This is a genomic window from Ciceribacter thiooxidans (assembly GCF_014126615.1).
Lineage (GTDB): Bacteria > Pseudomonadota > Alphaproteobacteria > Rhizobiales > Rhizobiaceae > Allorhizobium > Allorhizobium thiooxidans.
Genome location: NZ_CP059897.1, coordinates 989,195 through 1,004,246 on the forward strand (window position 1 = coordinate 989,195; position 15,052 = coordinate 1,004,246).

14 protein-coding genes are annotated in these 15,052 nt (G+C 64.7%); 5 read left to right on the forward strand and 9 right to left on the reverse strand.

What is annotated here, in order from left to right:
• The first annotated feature begins 147 nt into the window (after positions 1 to 147).
• On the forward strand, positions 148 to 1,308 hold the full coding sequence (locus H4I97_RS22620; RefSeq protein WP_182307945.1) for a glycosyltransferase family protein: 1,161 nt from the start codon (positions 148 to 150) through the stop codon (positions 1,306 to 1,308).
• 8 nt (positions 1,309 to 1,316) lie between these two features.
• Here H4I97_RS22620 and H4I97_RS22625 read toward each other — a convergent pair whose 3' ends face one another.
• The 5 genes from H4I97_RS22625 to H4I97_RS22645 are packed head-to-tail and all read right to left on the reverse strand — an operon-like array spanning position 1,317 to position 7,022.
• On the reverse strand, positions 1,317 to 2,429 hold the full coding sequence (locus H4I97_RS22625) for an ABC transporter permease (protein WP_182307946.1): 1,113 nt from the start codon (positions 2,427 to 2,429) through the stop codon (positions 1,317 to 1,319).
• A 1-nt stretch (position 2,430) separates the two neighbouring features.
• Positions 2,431 to 3,582, reverse strand: coding sequence for an ABC transporter permease (locus H4I97_RS22630; protein ID WP_182307947.1), 1,152 nt, complete (start codon positions 3,580 to 3,582; stop codon positions 2,431 to 2,433).
• Positions 3,579 to 5,303 carry an ATP-binding cassette domain-containing protein gene (locus tag H4I97_RS22635; RefSeq protein ID WP_182307948.1) on the reverse strand — a complete coding sequence of 575 codons (1,725 nt, stop codon included), beginning with the start codon at positions 5,301 to 5,303 and terminating at the stop codon, positions 3,579 to 3,581. Before H4I97_RS22635 ends, H4I97_RS22630 begins: the two co-directional genes overlap by 4 nt.
• A 4-nt stretch (positions 5,304 to 5,307) precedes the next feature.
• On the reverse strand, positions 5,308 to 6,324 hold the full coding sequence (hlyD, locus tag H4I97_RS22640) for a secretion protein HlyD (protein ID WP_182307949.1): 1,017 nt from the start codon (positions 6,322 to 6,324) through the stop codon (positions 5,308 to 5,310).
• Positions 6,321 to 7,022, reverse strand: a complete 702-nt coding sequence (locus H4I97_RS22645; RefSeq protein ID WP_182307950.1) for a CerR family C-terminal domain-containing protein — start codon at positions 7,020 to 7,022, stop codon at positions 6,321 to 6,323. The genes hlyD and H4I97_RS22645 overlap by 4 nt, the downstream gene beginning before the upstream one ends.
• 104 nt (positions 7,023 to 7,126) lie before the next feature.
• Between H4I97_RS22645 and H4I97_RS22650 the strand changes: the two genes are divergently transcribed.
• A complete protein-coding gene (locus H4I97_RS22650; RefSeq protein WP_182307951.1) occupies positions 7,127 to 7,363 on the forward strand; it encodes a type II toxin-antitoxin system CcdA family antitoxin in 237 nt (78 codons plus the stop codon).
• Between the two features lie 45 nt (positions 7,364 to 7,408).
• Here H4I97_RS22650 and H4I97_RS22655 read toward each other — a convergent pair whose 3' ends face one another.
• A complete protein-coding gene (locus tag H4I97_RS22655; RefSeq protein ID WP_182307952.1) occupies positions 7,409 to 7,681 on the reverse strand; it encodes a WGR domain-containing protein in 273 nt (90 codons plus the stop codon).
• Between the two features lie 298 nt (positions 7,682 to 7,979).
• Here H4I97_RS22655 and H4I97_RS22660 point away from each other — a divergent pair, with 298 nt between their 5' ends.
• Together H4I97_RS22660 and H4I97_RS22665 are read left to right on the forward strand one after the other, a co-directional pair.
• Positions 7,980 to 9,083, forward strand: a complete 1,104-nt coding sequence (locus H4I97_RS22660) for a polysaccharide pyruvyl transferase family protein (RefSeq protein ID WP_425306248.1) — start codon at positions 7,980 to 7,982, stop codon at positions 9,081 to 9,083.
• Positions 9,058 to 10,488 carry a Coenzyme F420 hydrogenase/dehydrogenase, beta subunit C-terminal domain gene (locus H4I97_RS22665; protein ID WP_244658834.1) on the forward strand — a complete coding sequence of 477 codons (1,431 nt, stop codon included), beginning with the start codon at positions 9,058 to 9,060 and terminating at the stop codon, positions 10,486 to 10,488. The genes H4I97_RS22660 and H4I97_RS22665 overlap by 26 nt, the downstream gene beginning before the upstream one ends.
• On the opposite strand, the gene H4I97_RS22670 is transcribed toward H4I97_RS22665, so the two are convergent.
• The 3 genes from H4I97_RS22670 to H4I97_RS22680 are packed head-to-tail and all read right to left on the reverse strand — an operon-like array spanning position 10,462 to position 13,132.
• Entirely contained in the window at positions 10,462 to 11,406 is a 945-nt protein-coding gene (locus H4I97_RS22670; RefSeq protein WP_182307953.1) for a glycoside hydrolase 5 family protein, read from the reverse strand. The genes H4I97_RS22665 and H4I97_RS22670 overlap by 27 nt on opposite strands.
• A gap of 26 nt (positions 11,407 to 11,432) precedes the next feature.
• Positions 11,433 to 12,032: a histidine phosphatase family protein gene (locus tag H4I97_RS22675; RefSeq protein ID WP_182307954.1), complete on the reverse strand. Its 600-nt coding sequence runs from the start codon at positions 12,030 to 12,032 to the stop codon at positions 11,433 to 11,435.
• Positions 12,029 to 13,132, reverse strand: a complete 1,104-nt coding sequence (locus H4I97_RS22680; RefSeq protein ID WP_182307955.1) for an inositol-3-phosphate synthase — start codon at positions 13,130 to 13,132, stop codon at positions 12,029 to 12,031. The genes H4I97_RS22675 and H4I97_RS22680 overlap by 4 nt, the downstream gene beginning before the upstream one ends.
• Before the next feature lie 149 nt (positions 13,133 to 13,281).
• Between H4I97_RS22680 and H4I97_RS22685 the strand changes: the two genes are divergently transcribed.
• Positions 13,282 to 15,045 (forward strand): hypothetical protein, encoded by a 1,764-nt coding sequence (locus H4I97_RS22685; RefSeq protein WP_244658835.1) that lies wholly within the window; start codon positions 13,282 to 13,284, stop codon positions 15,043 to 15,045.
• Positions 15,046 to 15,052 lie beyond the last annotated feature (7 nt).

A 15,052-nucleotide genomic window follows, 5' to 3' on the forward strand; every position in this document is an offset into this window, starting at 1 on the left:
ATTAGTCGGGTGTCGCACGGTTTCGGCCAGTGTAGAATGGTGAAAGCCCCGCGCTGGAAGGCGTGCTGGCCATTACGCCCTGTGCCGATCGGAAATCCGAGTTCATTCATTCACCGTCCGCGACAGACGAGCTGCTTGAGTTAGGCATTGGCTGCGACGTATCCGCTTGCTACACGCTTGATCAAAGAGTTGGCCTTTGGTGACGTGCATTGGATGATTTCAGGAGACAGCATGCCGCGCCATGACGGGTTATTGTCGCTGCTTGCCCGGTTCCTGCCCACCCCCCGGTTGCGCCCCGGGGCGACCGGACGGGCAAGGCGACCGGTGAAGCGTATTGTCGTCTTCGGTCGTCATCCTAATCCGTCGTCCGACTACTATTTTGCCGCTCGCCTTGCCGCGGAGGGGATGCCTCCGCATGCCTTTGTCGACGTGCGCGAACGTGATCTCAGCAGTCTAGACGCTGACGGAACCTTCGTCGTCATTTGTCGCTATGCATCGGCATCCGTATTGGACTGGATCGAGGCCGAGTACAGCCGTCTCGCCGGTGTTGGCCTTTTCCTTGATGATGACATTCCCGCAGTCATCACTGGCCGAGATGCGCCGCTTGCGTACAGATTTCTCTTGTTCCTGCGGGCCCTCCGGCCCCTTCGACGTCTAAACCGTCATCTCGACATCACCTGGGCGTCGACACCCCAGCTTGCCGATCGTCTTGCGCCGGCTGGTGCTCGCGTCCTGCTGCCGGCGCCACCAGAGGGATTGTGGAACGGGTCAGACAGAACGCAGAACGCAACACGCGGCACCGTGCTCATCGCTTACCATGCGACAGGCGTTCATGTTGAGGAGCACCGGTTTCTCAAACCAATCATCCAGGAGGTTCTGGCGCTGCGACCAGGGACCGAGTTTGAAGTTTTCGGAAGCCCGAAGGTGGAAAACGTCTGGCGGGGAATGGAGCGGGTTACACTACGTCGGCCAGTCTCGTGGACTGAGTACTTAGGCGAGATGCTGGCCACCCACATCGACATCATGTTAGTGCCGCTTGCTCCCTCTTCTGTAAACGACTGCCGGTCTCCTACGAAACGTATTGACGTGGCACGAGCAGGCGCTGCGGGTGTCTTTTCGATCTCTCCTGCCTATGGGCCTCCCGACGCGGATGCGGAGATTCTCCTGCCATACGACAGGGTCGTGTGGCGTGATGCCATCCTTACCCTTATCGATGATCCGGTGAGGCGCGCCGCCGCCGCCGCGGCAACCCGGGCGCGTGTCGCGGCCATGACGCGGGCAGCGTCAGAAGGACTGGATTTGTCCTGATACTCCCTTTACTCCAACCGCCTCCGAAAAAGCCAAGCAGCGGCGGTGAGCGTCACGCAGGCGATGGCGAGGAGGGGGAGGGTGTTGCGCACGACCTCGCCTAAGGGAATATCCTTGAGGAAGACGCCGCGAACCACGACCAGGAAATAGCGGACGGGGTTCAGGGCCGTCACCGGCTGGAGCCAGTCCGGCATGTTCTCGATCGGCGTCGCGAAGCCGGAGAGCAGGATCGCAGGCACGATGAACAGAAAGGCGCCGAGGATCGCCTGTTGCTGCGTCATTGAGATCGCCGAGATGAAGAGGCCGATTCCGACCACTGAAAGCAGGTAGAAGAACGCGGCGGCGTAGAGATAGAGAAGCGAGCCTTCGAGCGGCACGTGGAAGAAGAACACGGCCGCGAGCACGTAGACGGTGGTGTGGAAGGCGCCGATCAGCATCGGCGGGATGACCTTGCCGGTGAGAATTTCATGCGTCCTGAGCGGTGAGACCATCAGCTGGTCGAAGGTGCCGAGCTCGCGCTCACGGGCGATCGACAGTGCCGTCACGACGATGCCCATCAGCATCGCGATCACCGCAATCAGATTGGGCACCATGAACCACTGATAGGTAAGATTGGGGTTGAACCAGTTGCGCGGCACGACCTCGACCGCCCGCGCCTTCGGTCGGCCGCCCGTCGGGACGTCGGCAGAGAGCGCAGCAACGATTTCGCCGAGATAGCCGGCGACGATCTGCGCGGCGTTCGAGCGGCGCCCGTCGAGTATGATCTGCAGGTCGGCGGGCGTGCCGCTCTCGATGTCGCGCGAGAAGCCCGGGCCGACGACGACGGCGGCAATTGCCTGCTGCCGGTCGATGCCTTCCCTGATCTCGGCCGGCGTCTCGACGCGGATGATCTCGCGGAACGACGGGGCGGCGTCGATCCGCTGCACGAGCTCGTATCCCCATCGCCCGGCATCCCGGTTCAGCACCAGGACGTCGACGTTGCGGACCTCGAGCGTCGCCGCATAGGAGAAGACGAAGAGCTGTATGATCGGCGGGCCGATCACGATCGCCCTGCCCTTGGGGTCGCGCAGCACCGCGAGCAGTTCCTTGATGATCAACGCCTTCAGCCGGAGCCACCACATGTCAGGCGATCCTCTTGCGGGTGCTGCGGGCGGCAAGTGTCAGCAGGACGGCGCCGATCGCGATCATGATCGCCATCGAGCGCAGGAACATCGGCCAAATGTCGCCGGCGAGAAATACGCTTTCGAGGCTCGGGATCAGGTAGCGGGCCGGTACGATCGCGGTGATGAGGCGGATCGGTGCCGGCATGGAATCGATCTCGAACAGGAAACCCGACAGCAGGAAGGCCGGCAGGAAGGCGGAAAGCAGGGCGAGCTGCGAGGCAAGGAACTGGTTCTTGGTGGCGGCCGAAATGAGGAGTCCCTGGCCGAGTGCGGGCACGAGAAAGCTCGCCGACAAGGCGTAGAGCGCCAGCAACGATCCGCGGAACGGCACGCCGAAGAGGAGGACCGCGACGGCGACGCAGAGGCTCATCGCCACGAGACCGAGGAGGAAATAGGGGATAACCTTGCCGGCGAGCAGTTCCAGTGCACCGACCGGCGTCGCCATCACCGCCTCCATGGTCCCGCGCTCCCATTCGCGGGCGACGACGAGCGAGGTCAGAAGCGTGCCGACCAGCGTCATGACGATCGCCACCGAACCGGGCACGAGGAAATAGCGGCTGCTGAGCTCCGGGTTGAACCAGAAGCGCTGTTCGACGATGACCCGTGGCGGTGCGAGCGCCGTCTCGGCCGAGCGGATCGCGGCCCAGGTGGAGACGACGCCTCTCGCATAGTTCTGCACGAAATTCGCTGTGTTGGGATCGGTACCGTCGACGATCACCTGTATCCGGGGACTGCCGCCAGTTGCGGCGTCCAGCGCGAAGGTCGAGGGAATCACCAGAATGCCGCGCACCTTGCCGAGCACGAGGTCCTCTTCGAAGGTGCGGCGATCTCGGCCGATCACGGCTTCGAAATAGCGCGAGGCCCGGAAGCTCGCCGCGAGGTCGTCGGCAAGCGGCGTCGAGGCCTCGACCACCACGCCGACACGGGTGCGGGTCGCATCGAGCGATACCCCGTAGCCGAAGATGAAGAGCAACACGAGCGGCAGAACGAAGGCAATCAGGATACTGCTCGGGTCACGGATAATCTGGTAGATCTCCTTGCGCATCAGCGCGAGGAAGCGCCGGCGCCGGCCGGTGGCAGCAGAGGCGGAGGGGGCAGGGTGACCCGTCATGCTGCGTCCTCCAGGTCCGAGTTGCGCACCAGCGTGACGAAGGCATCCTCCATCGTCGGATCGGGATTGTCGGCGCTCGCCACGCGCGCCTTGAGCTCGTCCGGCGAGCCGAGCGCGATCGCGCGACCGCGATAAATGAGCGAGATCCGGTCGCAATATTCGGCCTCTTCCATGAAATGGGTGGTCACCAGAACGGTGACGCCCTTTTCGACGAGGCCGTTAATATGGGTCCAGAATTCGCGCCGGGTGATCGGATCGACGCCGGAGGTCGGCTCGTCGAGGAACAGCGCTTCCGGCTCGTGCAGCGCGGCGCAGGCGAGCGCCAGCCGCTGCTTGAGGCCGAGGGGCAGGTCCTTCGCCGACATCTTCAGGTGGTTGCCGAAATCGAAGATCTCCGTCATCAACGAGATGCGCTCGCGCCGCCGGCCCTTGCCGAGGCCATAGACGCCGGCGAAGAAATCAAGGTTTTGCGCGACGCTCAGATCGCCGTAGAGCGAGAATTTCTGGGCCATGTAGCCGAGCCGGTTGCGGGCTGCGGCCGTGTCGCGGCGGAGGTCGAAGCCGGCGACACGGCCGTCCCCGCTCGTCGGCCTCAAGAGGCCGCAGAGCATCTTGAATGTGGTCGACTTGCCGGCGCCGTTCGGCCCGAGCAGCCCGAAGATCTGACCGCGGGGGATTGCGAAACTGATGTCCTCGGCGGCGGTGAAATCGCCGAAGCGCTTGGTGAGCCCGCGCGCCTCGATGACCGCCCGGCCGTCGTCGGCGGGAAGGGGTGTCGTCGCCTCCGCGAGCTTCGACCGGCCGTCGGGCCCGCCGCCGAGAAGGTCGACGAAGGCGTCCTCGAATCGTGGTTCGGTTGGCCGCAGGCGCGCACCTGATCCGGCGATCTCCAAGACTGTCGGCTGCGTGCCACCCGCGAGCACCAGGCGGATCGCTTCGCCCTGAATGACGCCGTCGACCGTTCCGGGCTGCTGCAGGACACTCGTCAACACCTGGCGGCGACGTCCCTCGACGTCGAGAATCTTGTAGACACGACCGGCGACGCGATTGGTCAGCTCCGAAGGAACGCCGTTGAAGAGCAGTTTGCCGCCGTTCAGCAGAAGGACGCGGTCGCATGCCTCCGCCTCATCGAGATAGGCCGTCGACCAGACGACGCCGATCCCTTCCTTCGTCAGGTCCTCGACCATCGCCCAGAGTTCCCGCCGCGAAATCGGATCGACACCGACACCTGGTTCGTCGAGGAGCAGCAGGCGAGGCTTCTTCAGCAGCGCGCAGGCAAGCCCGAGCTTCTGCTTCATGCCGCCCGAGAGCTTGCCGGCGAGCCGGCCGGTGAACCGCTTGAGATCCGTGAAGGTGAGAAGCTCGTCGAAGGCCGCCGGACGCTCCTCGCGCGGTAAGCCGCGGAGATCGGCATAGAGGTCGAGGTTTTCCTGAACGGAGAGATCCTCGTAGAGCCCGAAACGTTGCGGCATGTAGCCGATCAGGTTCTGGATGCTCTGCGGCGAGCGGGCGGTATCGATACCGAGCACCTCTACGCGGCCCGCGTCGGGCAGCATCAGCCCGGTCATCAGTCGGATCAAGGTGGTCTTGCCGGCGCCGTCGGGGCCGACGAGGCCGGTGATCTCGCCGCCGCCGATCTCGCCGCTCACGCCGTCGAGGGCGGGTGCCCCCTTGCCGAAGCGCCGCGTGACGGTCTCGAAGCGGGCGAGCGTCTCACCCATTGTCTCACTCCGTCTGACCGGTTGCCGGAATTCGGACCGTGACCGGCATCCCCTGGCGGAGACCGGGATCTGCGTTGTCGACGATCACCCGGAGCCGGTAGACGAGGTCGGTCCGAAGTTCCGGCGTCTCGACCGATTTCGGCGTGAATTCAGCCACCGGCGAGATGAAGCCGATGCGGCCGCGATAAGGTTTCCCCGGTGCGCTGTCGGAATGGACTTCGACCTGCATTCCCGGGTGGATCAACCCGAGCATCGGCTCGGCGATGTATGTTCTGATCCAGACCGGCTGGGCGAGCGACAGCACGTAGACCGTGTCGCTCGGCGAGATGATTGCGCCTGGCTCGCGCACGCGGGAAAGCACGATCGCATCCGCCGGAGCCTTGAGTTCGGTATCGGCAAGCGCGGTGCGGGCGCCGGCAAAGCTCGCCTCGGCCGCCTCGAGATTGGCGCGGGCGACGGCGATGTCTTCCGGTCGCGACCCCTCTTCGAGAAGGCGCAGCGATTCCCGTGCGGAGGCGAGGCGGGCCGTTGCCGCCGCACGGTTTGCCGCCGCCTGGTCGAGATCGGCCTGCGAGATTGCGTCCGAAGGCCGCAATTGCCGGGCGCGGTCGAAGGCCTGCTGTGCAAGCTGCAATTCGGCGGTTCGTTCCTCATGCACCGCCCGTGCCTGTTCGATTTCGGCCGGTCGAGGGCCGGCGATCAGCTTGTCGAGCGTTGCTTTCAGGGCGGCGACCTGCGCCTCGGCGGCGTGCATGGAATCTTCGTAGGGGCCGGCGTCGAGCGTTGCGAGCGTCTGGCCTTGATGGACGGCATCGCCTTCCTCCACCTTCATGCCGGCGATGCGGCCGCTGACGCGGAAGCCGAGCTGTACCTGGCGGATGTCGACATTGCCGTAGAGCGTCAGATCATTCGCCTTCGTGCTTTCCCAGCCGAACCTGGTCGGCAGGTCAGTCCAGAAAGCCGCGGCGAGACCTGCACTGACGACGAGCAGGAGTGCGGGAACGGCGACGGTCTTCTTCATGGTTTTTCCTCTTGCCGGACGACACCCGCGGCCAGTTCCCGCGCTAGCGCCTGGACGGCGTCGATCTCGCGTGCTCCGAAATTCTTCCAGCCGAGATGGGCCTCTACTGCACCTTGCGCGACACGGAGGATCAGCAGGCCACCGACCAGCGAGAGGGTCCGGAGCCGAACGTGTTCGGACATCGGATCCTCGTCGAGCAGGCGGGCGACGAGCCTGCCGACGACCTGCAGGATCGGCCTCATCGCGTTCGTATAAACCCGATCGAAGGCTTCGGTCGGGGCCATCTGCTCATGAACCATGAAGCGAACCCAGGCCTCCGATTCCCGGCTGGTGAAGAGCCTCGCCATCGCGGCGAGGATGTCGGCGAGCATGGCCCGGGTCTCTGCTTCCGACGGACGGGGGCCGAAACCATCAGCGGCGGCGAGGCGGGCTTCGAGGTTCTCGCGGACCGCTCCGATATGCGTTGCGACGGATTTCGCGATGTGATCTGCGGCCGCGAGATAGAGGCCTTCCTTGCCGCCGAAATAGTAGCCGATCGCTTGAAGATTGACCTCTGCCGCGTGCGCTAGCGCACGCGTGGTGGTCGCATCGAATCCGTTGCGACCGAAGACGTCGATCGCAGCGGCCAGCAGGCGGTCGCGCGTCGCGTCCCCGCGTTCGGGGCGGTTGTCTCGGAGGGAGGGGCTCGGATTCTTCATAACGCGAAAATAAATCAAACGAATGAATTAGTCAAGGTAGGGCCTCAGGCGTTGCACGGAAGGGACTTGCGCGTGCATCATGCATGTTCGGAGGAGGCGAGCGAATGCCGACAGATCCCACGCGCAAAACACCGGCTAAACACGCGCCAGAACACGCTCCTCTGGAGGATGCGAAATCTCGAGGCCCGCGCCTCCGGCGGGGTGCAGAGGCCTGCGCTCAGCCGGCACCGGCGGAGACGATTGGTGAGTGGTGGCGACGCGAAAATGCCAAAGCGTTCGCCAGTTCGAACCGCTGGGTGGACCAAGAGGGCCTGCCGCTGGCGCGGTATCGGCAGTTCTGATGTTCGCGATGACTCCAAAGCTTGCGACCCCGCCGGCCTTCCACCCTAGACCAGATTCCCACCCTCCACCTGACGCGGGTCGACGTAGCCCCGTCTGCGCTTCACGCGCTCGAGGCGTCGAAAGGCGCGATGCGCTTCCTCCGGCCGGTCGTAAGTCTCGATCTTCACCTGGCCGCTGGTACCGATACGGCCCCAATTGCGGATGAGGGAGATGCCGCCGAAGAGGGTCGGCTGGATCGACAGCAGATAGAAGCGCGCCATGTTGCGTTCGGGATCGATGCGGCGAAGATCGGTGGAGTAGGTTTGATGATCGGTCATGGCGGGACTGTCGCCAAATCGATTCGCGACGTCCAACGACTTTGTTGAATCGGTTTGCGCTTACCGATTCATTTTCTTTATGAATGACTTGGGGACAAAATCTCATCCTCGTCAAAAGGTTGAACGCGCGACGGCCTGATCGCGCCCCTCGACAGGTCCTTGCGGAACATTGTCCGCCGCCTGCGGTTTCATTGCTGTCGAGACGAGGGCGGTGATCGTGGCATATCCTGGAAAAATAAATGGACACGGGCCCACTGTGCGCCCGACCTCTTCACGGGACGGCCGCTCTCCCGTTTCGCTGCCGAGCGGAACTGCGCTGTCGCCGAAGGGCCGGATCGGGATTCTCACCTTTCATCGCTGCATCAACTACGGGTCCTACTGGCAGGCGCGGTGCCTCGTCGAAGGTCTCGACGGAATAGGCAGTGAAGTCCTCCTGTTGGAGCACCGCTCACCCCGGGTCGAGCGCGCCGAGTGGCGCTGTGCCCTGCAGCCCGAATTGCCGGATCTCACCCGTCCCGGGGCACGCGCCGGTTATAGCCGCAAGATCCGCAAGTTCCTCGACGCTTTCGAGGTGCTCCCCTGCACGGAACCATTTCCGCTCGACGACCCGACCGAGCTTGACGTCTTCGATCTCGTGCTTGTCGGCAGCGACGAGGTCTGGAACCTCAATCATCCGTGGTATGGCGGGTCATCGATCTTTTACGGAGAGGGGCTGCCGGCCCGGTGCCTCGCCTCTTACGCCGCGAGTTTCGGCAATTTCACGACCGCCGGCCTCCTCAGGGGGCGCTGGGCGGACGGCCTTGGCGACTTCTCGGTGATCTCGGTGCGCGATTACAATTCGAGGCGTCTCATCGAAGAAGTGCTCGGGATCACCCCGGCCTTGGTGCTCGATCCGTGCCTCCAGTTTCCCGAGAGCATCGAAGGCATCGCGCCCCATGAGGCCGATGCCCCCTTCGCGGTCGTTTACGGACACAGCTTCCCCGCTTGGTTCGCCTCGGCAGTCCGCCGTTGGGCGGATCGCCGCGGCCTTCGGCTGCTCAGCGTTGGATACCACAACGAATTTGCCGACCGCCAATGGCTTGACGCGGGCCCGGAAGAGTTCGCCGCGGCAATGGCCGGTGCCGAAGCGGTGTTCACCAACTTCTTTCACGGCTGCGTTGTCGCGCTGGTCGACGAAAAGCCGTTTGCCTGCGTGCTCTCCGACTACCGCAGCAACAAGCTCGGTGACCTGACGTCGATGCTCGGGGCCGAGCACCACGTGATCGCGCCCGAGAATGCGGAGAAGCAAATGGAGGCCGTACTTTCTGAACCACTTTCCTCATCGATCAACCGCCGGGTTGCGGGCCTGCGTCGCAGCTCGGAGGCCTTCCTTGCCCATGTCCTTGCTCCGGTCAGCGCCTGACATGACGGGCGGAGCGGCGCTAGCACCCGCCGATGTCATCCGTTCGGGTCTCTGCATTGGCTGCGGCGCCTGCGTCGCGCAATGCGCCGGCGAGACCGTCGAGATGCGCCTTGACGTCTACGGTCAGATGAAACCGGCCGGGTCCCGGGCGTGGCTCAACCGCCCCACCATGCCGCTCGCCGCGTCCTGCCCGTTCTCGCCCGATGCGGAAAACGAGGATGTGATCGCCGACAGCCACTTCCCCGATGCTTGCGGCCGCGATCCCCTGATCGGCCGCTATGAAGCGGCCTATGTCGGCCATGCCGAAGAGGATGCGTTTCGCGCGCGCGGCAGTTCCGGCGGGCTCGTGACCTGGGTTGCTGTGGAACTCCTGCGCAAAGGTCTCGTCGATGGTGTCGCCCATGTCGCACCGTCACCCGGGCGCAAAGCGGAGGAGCCGCTCTTTGCCTATACGATCTCCCGCAGCGTCGAGGCGCTCCGGCAGGGGGCAAAATCACGCTACTATCCCGTGGAGCTGTCAGGCGTGCTGCGGACCATCCGGTCCGTGCCAGGACGCTATGCCGTCATCGGCATTCCCTGCTTCATAAAGGCGGTGCGCCTCGCCACGGCGCAGGACCCCGTTCTCGCCGAACGCATCACCTTCACGCTCGGGCTCTTCTGCGGCCATATGAAGAGCGCACGGATGGCCGAGAGCTTCGCCTGGCAGATGGGAGCGGGGATGGAGGAGGTGACGACGCTGGACTATCGCGTGAAATCTCCTGACCGGCCGGCAAACTGGTATCGGGCACAGATGTCGCTCAGCGACGGAACGACGCGAGTGGAGGACTGGTGGCACATGGTCGACGGCGACTGGGGCGCCGGCTTCTTCCAGAATCACGCTTGCAACTTCTGTGACGACGTGGTCGCCGAAACCGCGGATATCTCCTTTGGCGATGCCTGGGTCGAACCCTATTCGTCCGACGGGCGCGGCACGAACGTGGTGATCGTCCGCTCCCGCAAACTGCATGAGATCGTCAGCGACGGAATTGCCTCAGGTCGTATCGTCCTTGAGCCGGTGGACGCCGGCTTCGTGGCGGCGACCCAGGCCGCCGGCGTTCGCCACCGGCGGGAGGGGCTTTCCTTTCGCCTGACCTGGCGGCGCGCCGGGCTCATGCCTCGCAAGAGGGTGCAGGCCTCGTCTGCCGGCCTTTCGGTGCGCCGGAAGATGATTTACCGGATGCGCTACGGCATCGCGCGATGGAGCCACAGGATCTTTCTCGCCGCGCGCCTCCTGCGCCGGCCGGGGCTTTATCTCGCCTGGGCGAAGGTCGCGCTGTCGACCTATCACGGACTTGCCTACGCCCGCGGCCCCGTCGGCCGGTTGGTGGAGCGCCTCGGTTTAACGGGGGCCGAGGACGGCCATTGATGGTGACGATGTAGCCAGCCGCCGTTCCTGCTTCGGCGCATAGCGGTCGATCATCTCGGCGCAGAATTCCGCAAACTCCTCCGGTACCTGCGGGGCGCTCGTGTGGTGGGGTGCGATACCGCGGTGCTCGGGCGTGAAGCAGAAAGTAATGGTGACGTCGAAGTCCTCGAGCGCCTGCATCTGACGGTCGAACCAGTCCAGCGCATTCGGTTGGAACCGGTCCGCCCAGGAAAGGCCGGTCCTAAGCTGGCGCACGCCGAGCCGCTTCATCCAGGACACCGCGTCGTCGAGCCTGTGGTCCTCGAAATGGAACCACTGCACCAGCCCGAAATCCGCCGCATGTCGCGCGAAGGCCTCCAGCGCCGGCTTCGGGGTTCCGTCCTCCCGCAGCAGGCCCATATAGAAATGCCGGTAATAGGAGGAGCCCTCCGCCTCCTTGTGCCGTGTCGTCGCCTCCCATTCGCTCGGGAGATCGTAGAGGCTGTACCACTGGCAGCGCTCCACCTTTCCCTTGAGGAGCTCGGCTGTCCGCTCGAGCCCCCACCGTTGGATTTCTTCCGCCCCGAAGGACGAGACGCCGACCTCGCTCACCCAGACGGGCAAACCCGTCACGGCGCGGATCTCGTCGATCTTGGACGGCCATTCGTGGATCTGCCAGAGGTTCCAGTCGAGCGGAAAGCCGTGCACGGCCACCGCATCGACATGGTCGAGGACGCCGAAGTCCTGCATCCGTCCCATGAAGCGCGGATCGATCGGCGAAATTCCGCCCAGCACGCGTGTGACCGCCGGATTGGCCGCGCCGATCGCATCAGCCGCAAGGATCGCCATCTCGGCGAAGCGGGTCCAATCGGGATCGATCTCGGGATCCCAGTGGGACTTGTTGTTGGGCTCGTTCCAGATCATCGCAGCTTCGATCATGGTTTCTCCTTGGCGTTCTCGTGGCTTTAGGACACCACGTCATTGAGGGTGATGAGTTTCGCGCCCCAGTCGTCCCCGATGATCGTCGTCACGGAAGCTGGGGCGATATCGAAACGGGGCCAGGCGTCGACCGAAAGGCCGAGCACATGCATGACGACCGCCTTGATCACGTCAGCATGGGAAACGACCGCGACCCGGTTTCCGGCGTTTTCGGCGGCAAGCGCCTCGATGTAGCGGAGCGCCCGTTGCTGGACGTCGAGCATGCTTTCGCCGGCGGGTGTTCGGCAGCAACTGCGAACCGCATTCCAGCGCCGCCACAGAGGATCGGCGTCGAGCTCCGCAAATGTCGAGCCCGACCAGCGGCCGAAGTCGATCTCGTCGAGTTCGGCGGCGACCTGCGGCGCCGGCAATCCGCAGGCGGTGGCGATTGCTTCCGCGGTTTCACGGCACCGTTCGCGCGGGCTCGCATGGATCGCGGCGATGTCCGCGCCGCGCAGCCGTTCGGCGAGCCGCTCCGCCTGCTTTCGTCCCGCAGGGCCGAGCCTGACGCCCTCCATCCGCCCGGCGAGAAATCCGCCGACATTGTCGTGCGCGGCGTGGCGGACCATGAGGACGGTGACCGTCATTCGGCTGCTCCGTCGAGCACCTCCTCCCGGTCCGCAATGAAGTCCTCAGTACGCCTGCGCGCTTCGTGATCGCTGAACTGACGCGGGGGCGACTTCATGAAATAGCTGGAGGGACCGGTCAGGGCGCCGCCGATGCCGCGGTCGAGCGCGAGGCGGGCGCAGCGGATCGCATCGATCACGACCCCGGCGGAATTGGGTGAGTCCCACACTTCGAGCTTCAGTTCGGCATTGAGCGGAACGCCACCGAAGGTGGTGCCTTCCAGCCGGATATAGGCCCATTTGCGGTCCTCGAGCCAAGGCACGTGGTCGCTCGGTCCGACATGGACGTCGTCTGAGGGAAGGGGAACATCGAGCTGGCTCGTCACCGCGCGGGTCTTCGAAATCTTCTTCGATTCCAATCGCTCGCGCTCCAGCATGTTCAGGAAGTCGGTATTGCCGCCGAAATTGAGCTGATAGGTACGGTCGACATGCACGCCCCGCTCGCGAAAGAGATGGACGAGCATGCGATGCACGATGGTGGCGCCGACCTGGCTCTTGATGTCGTCGCCGATGATCGGCAGGCCGCGGTCGGCAAAACGCTGCCGCCATTCCGGCTCGGAGGCGATGAAGACCGGGATGCAGTTGATGAAGGCACAGCCCGCCTCGAGCGCCTGCTCAGCGTACCATCGCGTCGCCTCCTCCGAACCGACCGGGAGATAGGAAACGACGACGTCGGTTCGGGACTGGCGCAGGATCTCGGCGACATCGCCTTCTGCTTCGGCCGATTCCTTCACGATGTCACGCAGATAGCGGCCGACGCCGTCGAGCGTCCTTCCCCGCGCGACCCGAACCCCGGTCAGCGGAACCTCGCAGAAGCGTCGGGTATTGTTCGGTTCTGCGAAGATCGCTTCGGCGACGTCTCGCCCGACCTTGGTCTCGGCGATGTCGAATGCGGCGGAGACCTCGATATCCTCGACCGCGTATCCGCCCAGGCTGGGGTGCATCAGCCCCGGAATCGGCTCGTTGTCCGTGACGTCGCGATAGTAACTGATCCCCTGAACCAGCGACGAGGCACAGTTGCCGACCCCGACCAGGCCGACGCGGATTTTCTTTGAACGCATGGTGCACTCCAGCATCTACAATGGTTTTCGAACCCTCGGCGGGCGAAACCGTTCCCTGCATTTTCAAAGTTTCTCCGAAACGCGCTTGTTCTTGGGATCATCTTCGGTCGATGCGCGTTGCTGCATTCCGGCCCGGAGCGGAGAGGCAGATGCAGGTTTTCGGCGACATCGAACGCGTGGAGGATGTGGCGGCGATCCGTGCTGCCACTGCCCGCAACCTCGAAAAGGCCTTTGCCATGCCGCCCGGGCTCGCCCGCCACGAGCGGCTCGTCGCCGCGTTCATCCGCACCGGCGAACTGGTTCAGGGCCTACTTGACGAGGCCTTCGAAAAGGACGGCATCGACGAATGGTCGCCGCTGCAGGATGCCGGCGCGCGGCTCCTGCGCATCGAGGCGGACGCAATCATCGGGTCGTGGCGAAGCGGTTTCGAGAGCGGGCAGTCGCGCGATCCGCTTTGGCCGGATCTCCTCGAGCGCCTCGCCGGATCCGGTACAGTGCGGCTCCGTCAGCCGGAGGGCTACGCCTTCTATGCCGTCTATCCGGAGAGCTACGCCGAGGCGGCGTGCGGGTCCGGGCTCCCTGCAAGCACGGTTGTGATCGGCATCCGCAGCATCGGCACCGGCCTTGCTGCCATGGTTTCGGCGGCGCTCGGCGCCGCACCCGCTTTCAGCCTTCGTCCGCACGGCCATCCCTTCGACCGGTGCGTCGCGATCGGTCCGGCGCTCACCCGCCGCCTGCTTGCCTCTCGCGATCGCCCGTACGCCATCGTCGACGAGGGGCCGGGTCTTTCGGGGAGTTCTTTCGGGAGTGTCGCGGACTGGCTGGAGCGAAACGGTGTCGATCGCGCCCGGATCCACTTCTTTCCGAGCCACGACGGCGATCCGGGTCCGAAGGCGAGCGAGACGCATGTGCGCCGCTGGAAGGAGCGCCCGCACCACGTCGTCACGGCGGACGCGCTCCTTCTAGATCCGCAGACATCCACGCTTCGTTCGATGGTTTCTGACGTCGCCGGAGCACGCTGCACCGGCTGGCGGGATATTTCCGGCGGGACGTGGCGGGAGGTCGACGGTCTGCAGGACAGGCCGCGGCCGCCGGCGGATGCGCAATTCGAGAGACGCAAGGTCCTCTTCGAGAGCGAGGCAGACGGACGGCGCAAACGCTTTCTCGTGAAGTTCGCCGGACTTGGCGAAATCGGCACCGCCAAGGCGCGGCGCGGCGGACGTCTCTGCGAAGCGGGCTTTGCTCCGAGGATCGTCGGGACCTGCCACGGATTTGTCGTGCAGCAATGGGTCGAGACGGCACCGACACCGATCACGGCCCTTCCGCGTCGACAGGTTCTTGATCATCTGGCGCGCTACCTCGGTTTTCGCGCGCGACATCTTCCAGCCGGCGGGCAGGGGGCAGGGCTGGGAGACCTGTGCGACATGGCCGTTTACAATCTCGGCGAAGCCTTCGGTGAAGAGTCCGCGGAAGAAGTGAGACGTCTTGCGCGGAGAAATGGCCGCCCGTCGCGGATGCTGCGGCGGATCGACAGCGACAACCGGCTGCATGCCTGGGAATGGCTGGTGACACGGGGGGGAGATCTCGTCAAGGCCGATGCCCTCGACCATAACGGCGCGCATGATCTCGTGGGGCGTCAGGACATCGCCTGGGACGTCGCCGGCGCGGCCGTCGAGTTCGACCTGTCTGCGTCCGAACGGCGGTATCTCGCCGACGCGGTGGGATGTATGGCCGACGGCAATCTCGACGATGATGTGCTTGCGCTGTGCGAAGCCTGCTACCTCGGTTTCCAGGCGGGCCTCTGGTCGATGGCGCTCGCGCGGGTGCACGGGCAAGACCGCCCGCTGATCGCCGCACTTCTCTCGCGCTACCGTCGGCGTGCCGCGTGTTTGCTCGACGACCGGGATTGCTGATCGCATC